The organism is Pseudoalteromonas sp. Bsw20308 (assembly GCF_000310105.2).
Taxonomy (GTDB): Bacteria; Pseudomonadota; Gammaproteobacteria; order Enterobacterales; family Alteromonadaceae; genus Pseudoalteromonas; species Pseudoalteromonas fuliginea.
Genome location: NZ_CP013138.1, coordinates 3,508,593 through 3,528,913, shown reverse-complemented (window position 1 = coordinate 3,528,913; position 20,321 = coordinate 3,508,593). Strand labels below are relative to the sequence as shown.

The 20,321-nt window shown below is 39.5% G+C and carries 16 protein-coding genes; 12 read left to right on the top strand and 4 right to left on the bottom strand.

What is annotated here, in order from left to right:
- Nucleotides 1-12 precede the first annotated feature (12 nt).
- The 3 genes from D172_RS15550 (at nt 13) to D172_RS15540 (ending at nt 4,625) form a co-directional block, all read left to right on the top strand.
- Nucleotides 13-1,350 carry a sugar porter family MFS transporter gene (locus tag D172_RS15550; protein ID WP_007377680.1) on the top strand — a complete coding sequence of 446 codons (1,338 nt, stop codon included), beginning with the start codon at nt 13-15 and terminating at the stop codon, nt 1,348-1,350.
- Complete coding sequence (locus D172_RS15545) at nt 1,337-3,349, top strand: glycoside hydrolase family 32 protein (protein WP_007377679.1); 2,013 nt, start codon at nt 1,337-1,339, stop codon at nt 3,347-3,349. Before D172_RS15550 ends, D172_RS15545 begins: the two co-directional genes overlap by 14 nt.
- Before the next feature lie 61 nt (nt 3,350-3,410).
- Nucleotides 3,411-4,625 carry an oligosaccharide MFS transporter gene (locus tag D172_RS15540; RefSeq protein WP_083503346.1) on the top strand — a complete coding sequence of 405 codons (1,215 nt, stop codon included), beginning with the start codon at nt 3,411-3,413 and terminating at the stop codon, nt 4,623-4,625.
- Here the strand turns inward: D172_RS15540 and D172_RS15535 are convergent.
- Nucleotides 4,597-5,592: a LacI family DNA-binding transcriptional regulator gene (locus tag D172_RS15535; protein WP_007377677.1), complete on the bottom strand. Its 996-nt coding sequence runs from the start codon at nt 5,590-5,592 to the stop codon at nt 4,597-4,599. The genes D172_RS15540 and D172_RS15535 overlap by 29 nt on opposite strands.
- Before the next feature lie 672 nt (nt 5,593-6,264).
- On the opposite strand from D172_RS15535, the gene trmJ reads away from it, so the two are divergent.
- The 9 genes from trmJ (at nt 6,265) to D172_RS15490 (ending at nt 15,080) form a co-directional block, all read left to right on the top strand.
- A complete protein-coding gene (gene trmJ / locus D172_RS15530; protein ID WP_007377676.1) occupies nt 6,265-6,990 on the top strand; it encodes a tRNA (cytosine(32)/uridine(32)-2'-O)-methyltransferase TrmJ in 726 nt (241 codons plus the stop codon).
- A 256-nt stretch (nt 6,991-7,246) separates the two neighbouring features.
- Complete coding sequence (gene iscR / locus D172_RS15525; RefSeq protein ID WP_002958424.1) at nt 7,247-7,738, top strand: Fe-S cluster assembly transcriptional regulator IscR; 492 nt, start codon at nt 7,247-7,249, stop codon at nt 7,736-7,738.
- Between the two features lie 24 nt (nt 7,739-7,762).
- Complete coding sequence (locus D172_RS15520) at nt 7,763-8,980, top strand: IscS subfamily cysteine desulfurase (RefSeq protein ID WP_002958425.1); 1,218 nt, start codon at nt 7,763-7,765, stop codon at nt 8,978-8,980.
- A gap of 41 nt (nt 8,981-9,021) precedes the next feature.
- Nucleotides 9,022-9,405, top strand: a complete 384-nt coding sequence (gene iscU / locus D172_RS15515; RefSeq protein WP_007377675.1) for a Fe-S cluster assembly scaffold IscU — start codon at nt 9,022-9,024, stop codon at nt 9,403-9,405.
- A 12-nt stretch (nt 9,406-9,417) separates the two neighbouring features.
- A complete protein-coding gene (gene iscA, locus D172_RS15510; RefSeq protein ID WP_007377674.1) occupies nt 9,418-9,741 on the top strand; it encodes an iron-sulfur cluster assembly protein IscA in 324 nt (107 codons plus the stop codon).
- Between the two features lie 95 nt (nt 9,742-9,836).
- Nucleotides 9,837-10,364 carry a co-chaperone HscB gene (gene hscB / locus D172_RS15505; RefSeq protein WP_033031194.1) on the top strand — a complete coding sequence of 176 codons (528 nt, stop codon included), beginning with the start codon at nt 9,837-9,839 and terminating at the stop codon, nt 10,362-10,364.
- A gap of 41 nt (nt 10,365-10,405) precedes the next feature.
- The gene (gene hscA, locus D172_RS15500) at nt 10,406-12,268 is read left to right on the top strand and encodes a Fe-S protein assembly chaperone HscA (RefSeq protein ID WP_007377672.1); all 1,863 of its coding nucleotides are present in this window, start codon (nt 10,406-10,408) and stop codon (nt 12,266-12,268) included.
- Nucleotides 12,269-12,279: 11 nt separating this feature from the next.
- Nucleotides 12,280-12,618, top strand: coding sequence for an ISC system 2Fe-2S type ferredoxin (gene fdx / locus D172_RS15495; RefSeq protein WP_007377671.1), 339 nt, complete (start codon nt 12,280-12,282; stop codon nt 12,616-12,618).
- Nucleotides 12,619-13,652: 1,034 nt separating this feature from the next.
- Complete coding sequence (locus D172_RS15490; RefSeq protein ID WP_007376713.1) at nt 13,653-15,080, top strand: NAD-dependent succinate-semialdehyde dehydrogenase; 1,428 nt, start codon at nt 13,653-13,655, stop codon at nt 15,078-15,080.
- Between the two features lie 543 nt (nt 15,081-15,623).
- Here D172_RS15490 and D172_RS15480 read toward each other — a convergent pair.
- The 3 genes from D172_RS15480 to D172_RS15470 form a co-directional block, all read right to left on the bottom strand.
- Nucleotides 15,624-17,285: an HD-GYP domain-containing protein gene (locus D172_RS15480; RefSeq protein ID WP_007376714.1), complete on the bottom strand. Its 1,662-nt coding sequence runs from the start codon at nt 17,283-17,285 to the stop codon at nt 15,624-15,626.
- Entirely contained in the window at nt 17,257-19,359 is a 2,103-nt protein-coding gene (locus D172_RS15475; RefSeq protein ID WP_237113682.1) for a CHASE2 domain-containing protein, read from the bottom strand. The genes D172_RS15480 and D172_RS15475 overlap by 29 nt, the downstream gene beginning before the upstream one ends.
- 137 nt (nt 19,360-19,496) lie before the next feature.
- Nucleotides 19,497-20,297 carry an MBL fold metallo-hydrolase gene (locus D172_RS15470; protein ID WP_007376717.1) on the bottom strand — a complete coding sequence of 267 codons (801 nt, stop codon included), beginning with the start codon at nt 20,295-20,297 and terminating at the stop codon, nt 19,497-19,499.
- Between the last annotated feature and the right edge of the window lie 24 nt (nt 20,298-20,321).

The following is a 20,321-nucleotide window of genomic DNA, read 5'->3' as shown; positions in this document are numbered from 1 at the left end:
TTAAGAGTGATTATGAAAAAAATTATTTACTGGTCAGTCACTGTTGCTGTGGCTGGTTTTTTATTCGGCTTTGATACTGCTGTTATATCCGGTGCGGATAAACCTATTCAAGCATTATGGAATACGAGCTCGTTATTTCATGGCTTATTTATTATGTCTTCAGCTTTGTGGGGAACTCTACTTGGTGCCTTAACTGGTAATTATCCATGCGATAAGTGGGGTAGAAAACCCACATTGATTTTAGTCGGTGTGTTGTTTTTAGTTTCGGCGCTTGGCTCCGCCATGGCACCTGACGCATATAGCTTCGCCTTACTACGGTTTATTGGTGGCGTGGGAGTGGGTATTTCTTCAATTGTTGTACCTGCTTATATCTCTGAGATTGCACCTGCTAAGTACCGTGGGCGTTTGGTCGCGCTTTATCAGTTTCAAATTGTATTTGGTATTTTAGTTGCGTTTGTTTCTAATTTTTTGATTGCAGGAACATCTGCAATTGACTGGCGTTTAATGTTAGGTGTGGAGGCAATACCGGCCTTAGCTTATTTATTAATGATCATTAAGGCACCTGAAAGCCCACGTTGGTTAGTGCAAAAGAAAAACGAAAAAGCTAAAGCGCGTTCAATCTTAGTTACTTTAGGTGAACAAAACCCAGACCAAGTATTAAATGACATAGAACGCGACAAGTTACAAAACAGTCAATCAAAGCTATTTGGTGGTAGTTACAATAAGGCGGCTTTATTTGCATTTTTATTTGCCGCATTTAATCAATTATCTGGCATTAACTTTATTATTTATTATGCACCGCGCGTATTTGAACTTGCAGGATTGGATGTAAATCAATCCTTACTTTCAGGCGCTGGAATTGGCGTGGTTAACTTATGTTTTACCATGCTGGGTTTATCGTTGATTGATAAATTTGGCCGACGTTCGCTGATGTATATCGGCTCAATTGGCTACGTTATTTCCCTCTCTGTCGTGGCGTGGGCATTTAGTACTGACTCTGGAGGCTTAACGGTTGTAGCGTTTGTATTTGTGTTTATTGCCGCTCATGCCATTGGCCAAGGTACCGTTATTTGGGTCTTCATTGCAGAAATATTCCCGAACAAAGTACGTTCAAAAGGGCAGTCTTTAGGCTCCGGTACGCATTGGTTTTTTGCCGCAGCAATCACTTTACTTATGCCATTTTTCTTAGAACGTTTTAGTGCCACTGAAGTATTCACTTTCTTTACTTTAATGATGTTAGGGCAATTGATTTTTGTTGTGTGGTTTATGCCAGAAACAAAAGGACGTTCTTTAGAAGCTATTTCATCAGATACCAATAATAAACATGGAGCATTAGATGCGAACCGTTAATTTAGTTTTAATTTCATCATTTTTGGCAGCATGTAGTATGACAAACCAAACTGAAAAAACCACCCATGAGGGTTTAGATAAACTTGGTAAAGAGGCGTTTCGTCCTGCTTTTCATTTTACTCCAAAAAAGCATTGGATGAATGATCCTAACGGTATGGTTTATTACCAAGGTGAGTATCATCTATTTTACCAGCATAATCCTGATTCATCTGTATGGGGACCTATGCATTGGGGGCATGCGATTAGTAAAGATATGGTTGATTGGCAGCACCAAGAAATTAAGTTGTCTCCTGATGAGCTCGGTACTATTTTCTCAGGCAGTGCGGTGGTTGATTGGCAAAATAGTAGCGGTTTTGGTAGTAAAGAAAATCCACCATTAGTGGCTATATTTACCTATCATGACGATAAAAAGGCTGCACAGGGGGCAATTGATTTTCAAACACAAGGCATCGCTTATAGCATCGATAAGGGTCGTACATGGAAAAAGTACGCGAACAATCCGGTATTGAAAAACCCTGGGATCCGAGATTTTCGTGATCCTAAAGTAAATTGGCATGAGGGTACCCAGCAATGGATCATGGTATTGGCTCAAGATGATCATATTGGCTTTTACAGCTCAAAAGATTTAAAAACATGGCAATTTGAAAGTAACTTTGGCGCTGATTGGGGCAGTCACGCCGGTGTATGGGAGTGTCCAGATCTGATTCGCGTGCGTATTGAAGGCACTGATGAATATAAATATGTTTTATTAGTGAGTATAAACCCTGGCGCTCCAAATGGCGGCTCTGGTACGCAATACTTTGTTGGCGATTTCGACGGTGAAAAATTTGTACTTGATAGCGATTATCAAAAAATGCTCACAGCAACGCCAGCAGTTTTCCCCCATGGACTTGATTTTTCTGACTTCAAAAGTGGTTTAAAAAATTGGCAAGTATCAGGTGAAGCATTCCATATAGTTAATGCTCAACCGTCAAATACGATTGCTAGTTCTTTTAAAGGTTCGGATAAGGCAATTGGCACGTTAACCTCAAAATCATTTGCGATCGATCACGATTTCATTAACTTCAAGATTGCAGGCGGAAAGCATCACAATAGTACTGCAATACAGCTGTTAGTTAATGACGAGATAGTTAAAACCGCAAGCGGAAATAATACAGGTACTATGACTGAACGTTCTTGGAACGTGAGTCATTTAAAAGGTCAGCAAGCTTATATTAAAGTGGTAGACAATGAACGAGGTGATTGGGGGCATATAAAAATTGCTGATATCGTATTTTCGGATAAAGCAGCAAATGAAAAGTATGAACCTTCGATATGGTTAGACTACGGCACAGATAATTATGCTGGCGTGACTTTTTCTGATGTTCAAGACGGTAGACACTTATTTATGGGGTGGATGAGTAACTGGCAATATGCAAATCAAGTACCTACAGAAGCATGGCGCAGCGCAATGACTATTCCCAGAGAATTAAAGTTATTGCAAACGCCAACAGGCGTGCGTTTGGCATCCCAACCTATTAAAGAGCTAAATAGTTTATTGAGTAAGACACAACAAAAGGCAACCCTAACTGGCGCAAAGAGCTATCAGTTGGATGAGTTTTTTACTGTTGAACCTGGGCAATTTAAGGTGAGCTTTAGTTTATTAAATACTGAACAAGTTATTGATATCTTGCTTAGCTCTGAAACAGGTGAGTACACTAAGTTACAGCTAAATCCAGCTCAAGGACAGCTTGTACTTGATCGCAGACAATCAGGTTTAATAGACTTTGAAGATGGTTTTGCTTCTTTACAAACAGCACCATTACAGACTGGGCTTAAATCTTACGATGTCGATATATGGGTAGATAAAGCGTCGATAGAAGTGTTTGTAAATAAGGGGGTTAGCTCTATGACCTCGATTGTTTTTCCAACATCTCCTTACGATAAAATACAAGTTAGTGCTCAGCAGTCCATATCACTGAGTGACATTCGCTTAAATAATATAGCAATAGAAAAATAACTTCCAAAATGACTCTATATTAATATAGAGTCATTAACCTTTCTCCAAGGCTATGCGATATATGAGTAGCAATTATCGGCTATTAAGTGTCATTTTCTTTGTCTATTTTATGGCATGGTCTTTTTCTTTTTCATTATTTCCGATTTGGCTTAGTCAAGAGGTAGGCCTCAACAGTGCTAAAGTCGGGGTTATCTTTAGTATTAATTCCATCATGGCTTTACTCGTGATGCCTTGCTATGGCATTTTTCAAGATAGACTTGGTTTACAAAAAACACTGCTTTACTTCATTGCATTTTTTATGATGTTGATTGGCCCGTTTGTTAGTTATGTATACGCACCACTGCTACAAACGCAGTTTTACCTGGCTGCGATCTTAGGTGGTGGGATTTTTTCATGTGCATTTTTGGCTGGAGTGGGAGTAATTGAGAGTTATATAGATAAACAAAGTCGAATCACGTATTTTGAATTTGGTAAGGCGCGAATGTGGGGATCTCTAGGTTGGGCTGCAGCAAGCTATTTCGCAGGTTTATCTTATAATTTAGCGCCCAACTTAAATTACTGGTTATCAAGCATTGCAGCGCTCTGTTTAATTGGTTTATTAGTTTTTGTTAAAGTCGCAAAAAGTAACCACGGGCGAATTCCTTCTCAGGCTTTTTCTTCTACACGACAGTTTAAGTCATTTTTTAAAACGACGGGGTTATGGCGTTTAAGTGTATTTGTGATCGGTGTAAGTTGTATTTATGCGGTATTTGATCAGCAATTTGCTATTTATTACACTTCTTTTTTTGACACCCCAGAACAAGGTCGAGAGTTTTTTGGCTATTTAACTTCAGCGCAAGTTATGCTTGAGGCTGCTGCTTTGTATTTAGCTGTAAAGTGGGTGAATTATTTAGGCGTTAAAAACTCGTTGCTGTTAAGTGGTGTATTGATGGCGGTACGAATATATTGCTCGGGGATTGTTAATGACTCTATCAGTATTAGCGTATTGAAATTGTTACACGCAATTGAATTACCACTTATGCTGATTGCGTTATTTAAATATATAAACATGCATTTTGACGCTCGTTATTCAGCAATGATCTATATAATTGGCTTTCAATTTACGACTCAATTGATGGCGTCAATTCTAGCTGTCGTGGTAGGCGTTGTATATGATCATTTAGGCTTTGCGCTAGCCTACCAGTATTTGGGTTTGGTTATCAGTGTGTTTATCGTATTGTCGTTTTTCACATTAAAAAAAGACGTTATTAAAACGAATCGCGAGCAATCAATTTAAATGCTAAGTGGTGGTGAACAATATCAGTGCGCTGCTCTATAAGATACTCCATTGCCCAACGTCCCATTGCAAGATGTGGGAGTGCCATGGTGGTTAAGTTCGGTTGTAATAACTGTGGAATACTGCCCCAATCATCAAAACTGGCAATACCAATATCCTTACCAACGACCATTCCTTTGTCATGCACTACAAAGTAAATTTCCAGCGCCATGGGATCTTGACCACATATAATTGCATCAGGTTTAAACTCGTCTATCACTCGCGCGGCTGACTCTCTTGAGGTAGAAATTTCACTGCCGTCTGCTTGGCTAATAATAACCGATTCAATGAGCAAATCTTCTAATGGTAAACCATGCCTTTTAAATGAATTTATAACGCCTTGTTTTCGCCCTTTAGCAGCAACTATATTTTCATTTAAGTTTAAAAAAGCAATTCGACGATAGCCTTTACGTATTAATGCGTCGGTAATATCTTCACCTGCTTGTTGTTCATCAGGTACAACACAGGGGAAATTATTCGAAGCAGGAAAGCAGTTGGCCAAAATAGTGGGTATTTTTTTTAATTCATCAGCGATAATAACTTGGCGATGGTACATTGCTGAATATATAACGCCTTCAACACGATACTCTAAAAGACTTTCAATCGCTTTATCTATACTCGCTTGGGTTTCGTTAACATTGAGGATCAATAGTTCTTTATTTTTCTGCCAAGCAATTTCTTGGGCACCACGAATAATATCAAACGTATAAGGAACACTAAGTAATTCATCTGCGATAATAGCGTAAATATTTGATTTTTTACGTCGTGTTAAGCTTGCAGCGCGATTAGGTCGATAACCTAATTCTTTTATCGATCGAAGAATCTTTTCACGGTTAGCATCCTTGACAGTGGGATCATGATTTACAACACGAGATACTGTTTTAAATGAAACACCAGCGTGGGCAGCCACTTGTTTAATTGTAACCATACTAGAATAAGACCCTCTCTGAATAGAAAGAGTATAACAGCAGATTACGTTTTATTTATATGTTTTTATAAAGGTTTATCTTTGATATAAGCTATAAGTTTACTTAAATTGAATTAATAAATATTTGGAATTGTTAGAGCTTGTTTATTTTTAGAGATTAAATTTATAGCCGTATATTTGGTTTTTTCATGGTGTGTGGGTTATCCGCACAAATAGGTGATAATGCAGCATGAATGCCAAACATACACAGCCCTTTGATTTTGTCCTCGGGGAAATTTTCCTTTTTTTATATAGATGTGGAGCAGAGTTACCGAGTCTACTCGCTTACAAATTTCACACCGCGATTAAATTACTTCTAGATAAAATAAATTAAATATTCAAAATCAGCTGTTAACGAATTTGGTTTACTGTACTGAGTCTACTAACCATTTCCATTAGATCTGTAAACTATGTCGTTTTATTTTATATGATCGTATGGTTGTTAAAGTATATGTAAGCATTTGTTCTTTAATATCACAGTTGTTATCTCATAAATTCAGCGACAAGAATTCACTCACGTAAGATGCCTTATATTAGGCCAGATCTTAGGATCTCGCCTTTTGAATCTAGGATCTTATTACACTTTCGTGTTAGAATTCGCGCAATTTTTTGGCATAGGTAAGTAGCATAGCAATGATCTTAGATGATATTCGCGTTGTTTTAGTTAACACATCACACTCAGGCAATATTGGTTCGGCGGCTCGCGCCATGAAAACCATGGGTTTATCAAAACTGTATTTAGTTGACCCTGCATGTGAAATAGACAGCCACGCGAGTGCTTTGTCTGCAGGTGCTAGTGATGTTTTAGGTAATGCTGTTATTGTTGGTACAGTTGAAGAAGCCATTGCCGATTGTGCATTAACAATTGGTACAAGTGCACGTTCACGTACGCTTTCTTGGCCTATGGTTGAACCTCGTGAATGTGGCGAAAAACTAGTTACGGAAGCAGTAAATGGCCCTGTGGCATTAGTATTTGGTCGCGAAAACAGTGGTTTAAGCAACGACGAATTACAGCTTTGTAATTACCATGTATGCATCCCTGCGAATCCTGAATACAGCTCGCTTAATTTAGCGATGGCTGTGCAAACTCTGTGTTACGAAACGCGTATGGCGTTTTTAAATCAACAACCTAAAAAGGTTGAAGAAGATGACACTGTTTACCCAAGCTCAAAACAAACTGAGTTGTTTTATGACCACCTTGAAGAGACACTATTTAACACCGGTTTCATCATAAAACAGCACCCAGGTATTGTAATGACAAAACTACGTCGTTTATTTAACCGTGCTCGTCCAGAAGATGCAGAGATGAACATTCTACGCGGTATTCTCACTTCAATTAATAAGTCTATCCCTAAGTAACCAGAGTTCAGGTTAAGTAACTTAGGTATAGCGATTAGTTATAAAAACCAGTGGTTAAATAACTAGCTAATACTTGACTAAAATACTCAGGTAATTACAATGGCTGTAATACTTGACCAAAGAGGTCAGGTATTAAAAAATTTGTTAACTCTACAATTTAATAAGTAAGAGTTTTAAATCAAATTTTTATCAAGTGATAATACTTGACTAATTTACTCTGGTAATTAAAATTTGCACTCTTTGTGCAGGGGGCGTTATGAAGTTAACATCAAAAGGCAGATATGCCGTTACAGCGATGCTGGATGTTGCACTGCACACAGGTGTAGGTCCTGTAGCCCTTGCTGATATTTCACAGCGACAAGAAATTTCTTTGTCATACCTTGAACAATTATTTGCTCGTTTACGTAAAAATGGCTTAGTAAGTTCTGTTCGTGGGCCTGGTGGTGGTTATTTACTAGGGCGTGAAGCGGGCGTTATCTCTGTTGGCGATATTATTAGCGCCGTAGACGAATCGGTCGATGCTACACGTTGCCAAGGTGCCGATACCGGCTGTCAAAGTGGTATGCGCTGTTTAACACATAATTTGTGGTCAGACTTAAGCGCACGCATAGAAGAATTTTTGAATAATATTACCCTTGCTGAATTGGTGGAAAAATCAGATGTGAAAGAAATAGCATCGCGCCAAGATAACAGTATCAATAATGCAATTAAGCAGTTGGAAAACATTCAAGTAAGCTGTCAACTTTAAGGTTGACCTGCAGCGGAGAGAGAAATGAAGTTACCGATTTATTTAGATTACGCAGCGACCACGCCTGTTGACGAACGTGTTGCTAAAGAAATGATGCAGTGCCTGACAATGGACGGTAAGTTTGGTAATCCTGCGTCACGCTCACATCGTTTTGGTTGGCAAGCAGAAGAAGCTGTTGACCAAGCACGTACAGATATTGCTGATTTAATTAATGCAGACCCACGTGAAATTGTTTTCACATCGGGTGCAACAGAATCAAATAACCTAGCTATTAAAGGTGCAGCACAGTTTTATAAGAAAAAAGGTAAACACGTTATTACCGCTAAAACTGAGCATAAAGCTGTAATCGACACATGTCGTGAGCTTGAGCGCCAAGGTTTTGAAGTAACTTACATGGACGTTGAAGAAAACGGCCTACTTGATCTGCAAAAACTTGCCGACACAATGCGTGACGACACAGTACTTGTAAGCATCATGCACGTTAATAACGAGCTAGGTGTAATTCAAGATATCGCGACTATAGGCGAAATGTGTCGCGAACGTAAAATTATGTTCCACGTAGATGCAGCGCAAAGCGCGGGCAAAGTATTAATCGACGTGCAACAGCTTAAAGTTGATTTTATGTCGTTCTCTGCACATAAAGTGTATGGCCCTAAAGGTGTTGGTGCACTTTACGTTCGTCGTAAACCACGTGCTCGCCTTGAAGCGCAAATGCACGGTGGCGGACATGAACGTGGTATGCGTTCTGGTACACTAGCAACTCACCAATTAGTGGGTATGGGTACTGCGTTTAAAATTGCTAAGCAAGATTTCGAAAAAGATCACGCACACATCAGCGCACTACGTAATCGTTTAATCGACGGCATTATGGCTGATATGGACGAAGTATACTTTAACGGCACACAAGACCAATCAGTACCTGGCATTGTAAACATCAGCTTTAACTTTGTTGAAGGTGAGTCGTTACTTATGGCAGTAAAAGACATTGCAGTATCGTCAGGTTCAGCCTGTACATCTGCAAGCTTAGAGCCTTCTTATGTATTACGTGCACTTGGCCGTAACGACGAATTAGCACATAGCTCAATTCGTTTTAGTATTGGTCGCTTTACTACCGAAGAAGAGATTGATTACACCGTCGAATTAATGAAAAACTCTATCGGTCGCCTACGTGAGATGTCTCCACTTTGGGAGATGCATCAAGAAGGTATTGATTTAGATTCAGTTGAATGGGCTCACCACTAATAGTGTGAGCACATACCCTAGCAGGTAATGAGGATAGAATAATGGCTTATAGTGATAAAGTAATCGACCACGTAGAAAACCCACGTAACGTAGGTACTCTAGATAAGAACGATCCGTCAGTGGCAACGGGTATGGTAGGCGCACCAGCATGTGGTGACGTAATGAAATTGCAAATCAAAGTATCTGCCGAAGGCGTTATTGAAGATGCAAAATTCAAAACCTACGGTTGTGGTAGCGCAATTGCTTCTTCTTCACTTGTAACAGAGTGGGTTAAAGGCAAAACGCTAGACGAAGCAGCGACAATTAAAAACACTGATATCAGTGCAGAGCTTGAATTACCACCAGTGAAAATTCACTGTTCAATTTTAGCCGAAGACGCAATTCAAGCAGCAATTGCAGACTACAAAAGCAAACAAGCGAAGTAAGAAGAGAAACTCATGGCAGTGACATTGACAGATGCGGCAGCAAACCGCGTACAATCATTTTTAGCAAACCGCGGCAAAGGTTTAGGCCTGCGCGTTGGCATTAAAACGACGGGCTGTTCAGGTCTTGCTTATGTACTTGAGTTTGTTGACGATTTAAACGAAGACGATGAAACTTTTGCTGCTAAAGGTGTCACATTAATTGTTGACGCTAAAAGCTTAGTTTACATTGACGGCACAGAGCTCGACTACACTAAAGAAGGCTTAAATGAAGGGTTTAAATTTAGAAACCCTAATCAAGCAGATGAGTGTGGTTGTGGCGAAAGCTTTACCGTTTAAGCTTAAAATATCTTTGTAGTATCAATAAGCCCTGCCAGTTAATGTAGGGCTTTGTTATTTTTGAAATTAATTTCTGAATTTTATTGGTTGAAGTTATGCGTTACTTTGAATTATTTGCAGTCCCCGTTGATTACAATATTGATTTAGCAACAGTTAACAAGCACTACTTGGAATTACAGCGTACTGTACATCCAGATCGCCACGCGAATGCGAGCAGCCGCGATAAGTTAATGGCCGTGCAAAGCGCCGCCGAAATTAACGATGCGTTGCAAATATTAAAGCACCCAGTAAAGCGTGCCGAGTATATGCTGAGCGAGCTAGGCGTTGATATTCGTGCAGAGCAGCAAACCTTGCAAGATCCAATGTTTTTAATGCAACAAATGGAACTTCGCGAAGAACTTGAAGAGCTAACATCAGCAAGCGATCCTGATACTGCGATTGCAAATTTTGAAAAACAAATTAAGCAACTAAACACGCAGTACAGTGCACAACTTGCCGATCAACTCGCAAGTAACGATGAGCAGCAATATCAACTTGCCGCTGATAATATTCGTAAACTGAAGTTTGTTTATAAGTTACGTGACGAACTAGAGCGTATTGAAGACAGTTTATTTGACGATTAATTACTTGCTGCAAAGCGAGCAACACGAGTTTAAAGAGCATTATGGCATTATTGCAAATTGCTGAGCCGGGGCAGAGCGCGGCACCACACGAACATAAACTAGCGATTGGTATTGACCTTGGTACAACCAATTCATTAGTTGCAACAGTGCAAAGTGGCGAAGCCCGCACGTTAACTGATGATCTTGGCGCGGCTATGTTACCGTCGGTTGTTCGTTATCAAGCAGGCGGTATTACTGTTGGCGCAGAGGCTGCTCAAGCAGCAACGCAAGACCCTGCTAATACACTTATTTCGGTTAAGCGTTTTTTAGGTAAAACTCAGGCTGAAATAGAGCAAAGTTATGGGCAACTACCGTATGAATTTTGTGAGCACAATGGTGCGTTAGCAATAGAAACTGCGGCAGGTAAAATCAGTCCAATTAAAGCATCAAGCCATATTTTAGCTGCACTAAAAGCACGAGCTGAGCAAAGTTTTGGCAACCAAGAAATTTTAGGGGCGGTAATTACAGTACCTGCGTACTTTGATGACGCACAGCGCCAAAGTACTAAAGATGCCGCAGAACTTGCTGGTATTAACGTACTGCGTTTATTAAACGAGCCAACAGCAGCAGCCGTTGCCTATGGTTTAGATTCTGGCCAAGAAGGCATTATTGCTGTTTACGATTTAGGCGGTGGTACATTTGATATATCAGTACTTAGATTACACCAAGGTGTGTTTGAAGTAATGGCAACCGGTGGCGACTCTAGCCTCGGCGGCGATGACTTTGACTCGCTCCTTGTTGATTACTTTAAGCAGCAAACTGGTGTGTCGGCGTTATCGTCTTCAGTTTTACGTTTATTCATCAATAAAGCAAAAGCGTGTAAAGAAGCATTAAGCCAATACGCTAAAGTAAACGTGGGTCTTGAGTTTGACGATCAAAAATACACAGTAGAAGTAACGCGCGAAACGTTTGACGAAATGGCTATGCCGCTGGTTAAAAAAACACTGCGTTCGTGTCGTCGTGCTGTAAAAGATGCTGGCATAGAAAACGAAGAAATACTGCAAGTTATTATGGTAGGCGGCTCAACCCGTATGCCATTAGTACGTAGCCAAGTACAAAGTTTTTTTGATAAAGAGCCGCTAACTTCAATCGATCCTGATCGTGTTGTAGCCTTAGGTGCCGCGCTTCAAGCCGACGTGTTAATTGGCAATAAGCCCGATTCTGACATGTTATTGCTTGATGTATTACCGTTATCACTGGGCCTTGAAACGATGGGTGGTTTGGTTGAAAAAATCATCCCACGTAACACGACAATTCCGGTAGCACGCGCACAAGAATTTACAACGTTTAAAGACGGCCAAACCGCTATGTCACTACATGTGCTGCAAGGTGAGCGTGAGCTTGTTGATGATTGTCGATCGCTTGCTAAGTTTAGCTTAAAAGGTATTCCACCAATGGCGGCAGGCGCTGCGCATATTCGTGTTACCTTCAAAGTTGATGCCGATGGTCTATTAAGTGTTTCAGCTATGGAAAAATCAACAGGCGTACAAGCTGAGATTCAGGTTAAACCGTCGTTTGGTTTATCTGATGACCAAGTAGCTAATATGCTAAAAGAGTCAATGAGCAACGCCAAAGGCGACATGCAAGCACGTATGCTTAAAGAGCAACAAGTAGAAGCGTTGCGCGTAATTGAGGCGCTTAATGCATCACTTGCAAGCGATGGAGCATTGCTTGACGATACGCAACTAGCTAACTTACGCGCTGAAATTGCAGAACTGGTAAAAGTGCGCGAAAATGCACAAGAGCCTAGTGAAATTAAAGCAGCTATCGAAAAAGTCGATAATGCGAGTAGCGATTTTGCATCGCGTAGAATGGATGCATCAATTAAAAAGGCCCTTACAGGGCAGTCAGTAGACAACATTTAAGAGAGATTAGAATGCCACAAATTGTTTTTCTTCCACATCCTGAATTATGTCCTGACGGCGCTGCAATTGAAGCACCAACAGGCCAAACGGTACTCGACGCTGCACTTAAAAATGGTATTAGCATTGCGCATGCCTGTGAAAAGTCGTGTGCATGTACTACGTGTCACTTAGTGATTCGTGAAGGATTTGATTCACTTGACGAAAGTGATGAGCTAGAAGATGACATGCTAGATAAAGCATGGGGTTTAGAGCCTGAATCGCGCCTTGGTTGCCAAGCAATTATAAGAGATGAAGACCTAGTGGTTGAAATACCTAAGTACAATCTCAATATCGTTAATGAAGAGCACTAGTTTTTAACGATAAATTTATTAAAAGCCGCTGTTTAATACAGCGGCTTTTTTGTTTGTGAATTGTATATGTGACGAGCAAAGCTCGTATGTTATTTTGTAGACGCACAGCTTGCTGGCGTGACGAGCAAATCTCGTAAGTTATTTTGTAGACGCACAGCTTGCTGGCGTGATGTGTTTTAGCTCAAGGGCAAAAATATAGAAGCTGCGCTTCTCACGTGAGCAAGCTCAACGTCTACAGCACATTTAAAATTATATATGTATGTTGTAGACGCACAGCTTGCTGGCGTGATGTGTTTTGGCTCAAGGGCAAAAATATAGAAGCTGCGCTTCTCACGTGAGCAAGCTCAACGTCTACAGCAAAGTTTAAATTATATATTTATGTTGTAGACGCACAGCTTGCTGGCGTGATGTGTTTTAGCTCAACGGCAAAAATATAGAAGCTGCGCTTCTCACGAGAGCAAGCTCAACGTCTACAGCAAATTTAAAATTATATATTTATTTTGTAGACGCACAGCTTGCTGGCGTGATGTGTTTTGGCTCAAGAGTAAAAATATAGAAGCTGCGCTTCTCACGTGAGCAAGCTCAACGCCTACAGCAAATTTAAAATTATATATTTATTTTGTAGACGCACAGCTTGCTGGCGTGATGTGTTTTAGCTCAAGGGCAAAAATATAGAAGCTCCGCTTCTCACGTGAGCAAGCTCAACGTCTACAGCAAATTTTAAATTATATATGTATGTTGTAGACGCACAGCTTGCTGGCGTGATGTGTTTTAGCTCAAGGGTAAAAATATAGAAGCTGCGCTTCTCACGTGAGCAAGCTCAACGTCTACAGCAAATTTTAAATTATACATTTATGTTGTAGACGCACAGCTTGCTGGCGTGATGTGTTTTGGCTCAAGGGCAAAAATATAGAAGCTGCGCTTCTCACGTGAGCAAGCTCAACGTCTACAGCAAAGTTTAAATTATATATTTATGTTGTAGACGCACAGCTTGCTGGCGTGACGAACTTAAAACGTAATTTTGGAGGTTTATTTTGAGTAATCTTATTTTTTCAGACTCATTTATTAACGGCGAATTTTATAAAACTGACACGCGCTTTAGTGTTAACGATCCCGCTACCGAAAAAAGTATTGTTGAAGTAAGCGATATTGACGAGCAGGGTGTAAATAGCGCAATAACTGCAGCTCAAGGGGCTTTTGTTAAGTTAAAAGAGACGAATGCGACTGAGCGAAGCGAAACGTTGATGCGCTGGTATGAGCTAGTTATAAAGCACAAGCAAACACTCGCAGAGCTGATGACTAAAGAGCAAGGCAAGCCGCTCAAAGAATCCCTTGGCGAAATTAACTACGGTGCAGGTTTTATCAAATGGTTTGCAGAAGAAGCCAAACGTAGTTACGGAGATGTAATTCCGCCAACAGATGACTCGCATCGTTTAACTAGCTTTAAGCAGCCTGTAGGTGTTGTAGCTGGTATTACGCCATGGAACTTCCCTGTTGCTATGGTTACTCGTAAAGTAGCGCCAGCTTACGCTGCGGGCTGTAGCTTTATACTTAAACCTTCTGAACATACGCCACTATGCGCTATCGCACTTGCTTATCTGGCCGATCAAGCTGGTTTTGTTAAAGGTGCATTTAATGTACTGGTTTCACAAGATGCCAAAACAGTAGGCAAAATGTTAACCGACTCAGACGTTGTGCGTAAGTTTACATTTACTGGCTCTACCGGTGTAGGTAAGCAATTACTATCGCAGTGTGCAAGCACAATCAAGCGTACTTCAATGGAGCTTGGCGGCAATGCGCCTTTTATCATTTTTGATAATGCAGATTTAGATGAAGCTGTTGAAGGGCTAATGGCGGCTAAATTTAGAAATAGTGGGCAGGCATGTGTTGCTGCAAACCGTATTTTTATACAACGTAATATTATCGACAAAGTACTGTCAAAAATCACGCCTAAGGTTGCAGGGTTAAAAGTGGCAAATGGTTTTGAGGACGATGTTGATATTGGCCCACTCATTTACCCTAAAGCCAAAGAGAAAGTGCAGCAGTTAGTACAAGACGCACTCGATAAAGGCGCGACGCTGATTGGCGATAATAGTGACTTAGGTGGCAGCTTTCAAAACCCATTAATAGTGAATAATGTAACCACTGACATGGATATTTACCACGAAGAGGTATTTGGGCCAGTATTAATGGTTATTCCTTTTGATGAAGAAAGTGAAGTGCTTGCACTTGCCAACGATGTACCATTTGGTCTAGCAGCTTATTTTTACAGCCAAAACATTAAGCAAGTCTACCGAATTAGTGAAGGGCTTGAATTTGGTATGATCGGCGTAAATGAAGGTGTTATATCAAATCCAGTAGCGCCATTTGGTGGCGTTAAACAATCAGGTTTAGGGCGTGAAGGCGGCCATCAAGGGCTTGATGAGTACTTAGAAGAAAAGTACGTGTGTATTAAAATTTAATAACGTCTTATTTACGCGGTTTATTTGCTTATAACGCTTAATTTATGGGCAAAAAACAAACTAACAGCTATATTGTCAATATGGGTACAAGTGATTGTAAACGTAAATCTTTATAATCAATTTTTTATTACAGTAATGTGGCAGATATATGATCTTTATCCTTTACTGTTGCCACACAAGGCACTAAATGCTACCTTTGGCAGTATATTTTTTGTTAAAAAAATAAGACAAAAACTAATAAAAAGTAAAAGGATTTCTATAAGTAGAAATAACCCCGTGTGTAAATGCCACCGTAAGGTGGCATTTTTTTGTTCAAAATTTAAAAAGGTTAATTTTAGCAAAATAACTGGTAGAGAATTTTAAATTAAGCATTCAATAATCAGATCTTTGGATAATAAATTTTTGCCTAGTTATAGCGTGATTTTCTTAACGTTAAATAGACTCTATATAAGCGAATTGGTATAACGAGTGAGGATTTTTAATTTTATTACAAACTGGTCTGTGTTATTTAAATCACACAAACCAGCTTTTGTAATAAATAGATCAACGGATAGGTGAGTAACCGGGAAGGTTATCGAGGTCGACTTCATCTAGCTGCTCAGGTTTTGCATATTCATTGATGTAATGTTTATACACTTCGGATTCAATAAATACTGCAAAAATGTCTGCATCAAGATGGTTCTGACTAACCATAGAGCCTAAAATATGCAAACATTCACTTACTGGTTTTGCTTTTTTGTATGGTCGGTCTACAGCCGAAAGAGCTTCAAAAATATCAGCGATAGCCATTAATCTAGCAGGTACTGACATTTGTTCTTTAGTCAATCCGCGAGGATAGCCTGTACCGTCAAGTTTTTCATGATGCCCTAGAGCATACTCAGATACATTACTTAAATGCTTTGGAAACGGTAAGATATCTAAAATATTCTTAGTTATATCCATGTGGCGCTTCATAATGTCACGTTCACCTTGAGTAAGCGTACCACGCCGAATCATTAAGTTTTCAACTTCATTATCAGACAGTAATGGGATTTTTTCGCCATTAATTTTTAATTGATATTGGGTTGATATTCTTTGGATATGCGCCTGTTCTTCCTCACCTAAAAACTCTCCGCCAACGTTCACGCGTTGTAATAATGCACGATCTAATGCGAGTTGTTTCAGTTCGGTATCAAGCAATCGTTCAAATTGGAGTACTTCAATTGGCTTATTTTTTTTCATCGCAGAGATTATTTTCTGCTGATACGCTATTTTTAAATCTCTGCTAATTATTTCAAATTTTGCATCGATAAATTTGATTCGATCAAAAATAGTTTCTAACTTTGTTGATTTTTCCATGACGTGGTCGGGAGTCGCAATTTTTCCACAATCATGTAGCCATCCTGCAATATCTAACTCATGGCGCTCTGCATCACTCATTTTAAATGTAGCAAGTGGGCCTTTATCTATTAGATGAACAGCATCGGCAAGCATCAATGTTAATGCGGGTACTCGTTTGCAATGACCTCCTGTATGAGGTGACTTTTCATCTATCGCCATGGCAATAGCCTCAGCAAAAGTTGCAAACAACTCTTCCATATCTTTAATTAATGCAGAGTTTGTTAACGAAATAGCACCTAAAGAGGCGAAAGAACGAACTAGCGTAACAAGCTCCTCACTAAAAGGAATATTATTATTTTCGTCGTCTTTTACATTGATAAGCTGGATAACGCCAATAATATCATCAGCATGATCTTTTAAGGGAATAGTTAACATTGACTGGGTACGATAACCTGTACGAGCATCCATAGCGCGAGCTGCGCTCATATCAAAAGGCAGTGCAGCATAAACATCAGGAATATTAATAACTTCCCCAGAATTAACCGCATGAGCAACAATCGCTGTTTTATTTTCTTTTCCGTCGATAAAAAGATCTATATTAGGAAAATCAACAGGCTTACCTAAACGACCGCCTAAATACAGATCCAATGATTCATTAATAACCGTTTCAAACTTAAGTTGTTTGTTATCTGTAATCGAATAAATAGTCCCAGCATCTGAATTAGCTATAGACATAATTACTTGCAGTATATCATCGAGTAATTTACTCGAATCTTTTTCGGTTGTTAACCTAACGCTGATATCAATAAAGTGATGCAGGTTTATTTTATCTTTGATGTGCTGCGGCATATTTCCACTACTTTTTGGTATGAATAAAGGCACCATTCCAATCCTTTGCGAGTGCTTGTAAATCAGTATTTTGAATTCGTTTGATAAAAACACCGTACACATGCGAACTAAACAGTGTAGTACTTTGTAATTCAGTAAATAAACTTAGTGCTTGCGGCCAATCTTTATTATAAAAATGGGTCATGGCGATAAATGATTTTTTTATTTCAGCGAATTGTTTTGTATCTAATTTATTTGTTAAGCCAATGGGCTCAAATAGCTGCGTTGCGGTCGTTTTTCCAACGACCTGCACTTTATCTATCAAGCGAAACGTTATATGTGGACATGCATTCATTGTTTCTTCAGCTACTAGAATAGCTACGCCGTAAAACTTGGTCAAGTTTTCAATTCTTGCACCTAAATTAACTGTATCACCTAGTACGGTATAAGCTTTACGATAAACGGATCCCATATCGCCCACATTCATATCACCGGTACTTAAGCCTATACCAATTTTGACCGCCGGTAGTTTTTGTTCGGCAAATAATTTATTAATGAGAGTCAGTCCGTTAATCATAGCCATTGCTGCTTCAACGCCGTTTTGTGCATGGTTTTCATCTTTTAATGGAGCATTCCAAAACGCCATCACCATATCACCAACGTATTTATCGATAGTCCCGTTATGATCAAATATTATTTGCGTTATTGAAGTAAGGTATTGGTTTAAGTACTCGCTTAATTGATGCGCAGTCATGTTTTCAGATAATGAGGTGAAGCTGCGAATATCAGCAAATAATACTGTCATGTTTCTTTTTTCACTGCTTTGAGATAGCTCATTACCTTGTTTTATAAGTTGTTCAATACGCGCAGGGGGGACATATTGATTGAACATAGATTTAATTTTTCGGCTGTGGTGCATCTCGGCGATAGAGCCAACAATAATGTAATAACCAGCTAATAATATTATGAGTAAGAGTGGCATTAATAATGGCAAACTAATTTTTTGTACTGACCATAAATACACGTTAAATGATATAACAGCTACCGTAATAGTTAACGAAAGAAAAATAATAAATCGGGCACTTCTGCCGTGGCTAAAAAGTGATAAAACGACACCCGTTAGCGCAATAATAAATAGGCTCGCACCTAGAGACCAGTTGGGCTTGGCTGGCAGTATCTCTGGGTGCATCAGTCCTTCAAATATATTGGCATGCACTTCAACACCAGGATATTGCATACCAACTGGGGTTGACCTTAGGTCAGCTAAGCCCACAGCTGAAGTACCAATAAAGGCAACTGTTCCTTCTAGTTCATCAGAGCCAACTCTTTGCATCAGCACATCGGTTGCTGAATAATATGGGAAGCTATGTGCTCGGCCTTTATAGGGAATGAGTATTTGGCCGTGCTCATCTGTCTGAATCCATTTATCTTGAAACTTAATTCCTTCAAACAAAGTAATACCATCTAAAATATTTGAACGCGTTTCAATTTTATTAGCAAGGACATACAGTCGAGCCACTTCAAGTGCTAAAGAGGGATAAAGTTTATCACCGACCCGATTAATAAGAGCGGCTCTGCGGATAAAGCCATCGTTGTCGCTATGCGCATTTATAAAACCAATACCAGCAGCGGCATTTTGTAATTGTGGGATATTTACAATAGCCCCCGAAAACTCACTTATTTGTGAGTTTGCATGTTCAGCATTTTGCCATAAAACGCTGCTTTTTTTGGGTGGACTGTGGGCTGCAAGTTGGTCATCGGTTAGTAAAAACCCAAGGGCGGTATCATTTTTAGCAAGTGCGTTAGCAAACTTGGTATCGGCGTCTACTTGCTGTTTAATTTTGGCAAGTGGTAAGCTATATTGCTTTGATAAGTTAGGTATTTCAGAAATGATTTGTGTAACTGGATTTACTTCAGGCTCGGCAAAAAATATATCAAAAGCGATAACAATAACACCTGCATCGGTGAGTTTTGTTACAAGATCAGCTATTTTCGATCTACTCCAAGGAAATCGACCTTGCTCTCGCATACTTTTTTCATCAATATCGATAATAACTACTGATTCGTCGATATGTCTAGGTGTTGCAGGTGTTGTTAATAAGAGCCGAGAATCATAAATGATGCCTTCCACACGATTAACTAATTTGGCTAATGTTCCTGTCGCAAATAACTCTATTGATGCAATGAATAAAGTTATAACGGCACCAATAAAAAAATGCCTGGAAATTATAGGCTTTAAAGATCTAATGGGCGTTTATCCTTGATAGATTAAAAATCAAAAACTCGTCCTTCTCGGCCGCATTCTATCAGTAACTTGTCACCGTATTTAGCTTGCAATGAGTTTTCTATTGCTAGAAGTTCATCATCGCTTCTTGCAGGGTCGTGGCTGATAATAACAATGTTTTTGATGTTCGCCTTTACGGCGAGATCGGCAACTTGATTAATCGTGCTGTGTCCCCAACCATGCTTAAGTGGTAAGTCGATATCTATAAATTGTGCGTCATGGATCAGTAAATCAGCGCCTTTAATAAAGTTAATCCACTCGTTGATATCGGTTCTTAGATCTTCTGGGGGGTTTAATTCATTATCAGTAACATACGCTACTTTCTTGCCGTCAGCGTTAATACAATACGCAGTACCGCCATCGGGGTGATTAAGCGGCGCAGTCGAAATTGAAAAACTATTAAGGCTAAATGTTTTTTTAGCCGACAATGTCGTATTTAGCGTAATATTTGCAGGTAACTCTTGGTATTTAACCGGAAATTGAGAGCCACTCATTTGTTTTAGTATGGCATCTTTACTTTCTTCGTCATCTACATTTCCAGCCACTATTGTTATATTTTGGTTAGATTGATAAATAGGGGTGAAAAAGGGGAAACCCTGAATATGATCCCAATGATTATGTGTCAGTAATATAGCGATAGGTTCCGCTTTTACCACTAAACGTTTACCTAGTTCAACAATACCTGTACCTGAGTCTAAAATAAGGGATTTGCCATTTTTCTGCTCTATATATACGCAAGATGTGTTACCACCAAAAATGTGCGTATGTTTTCCTGTTGAGGGCATTGAGCCCCTAACACCAAAAAGTTC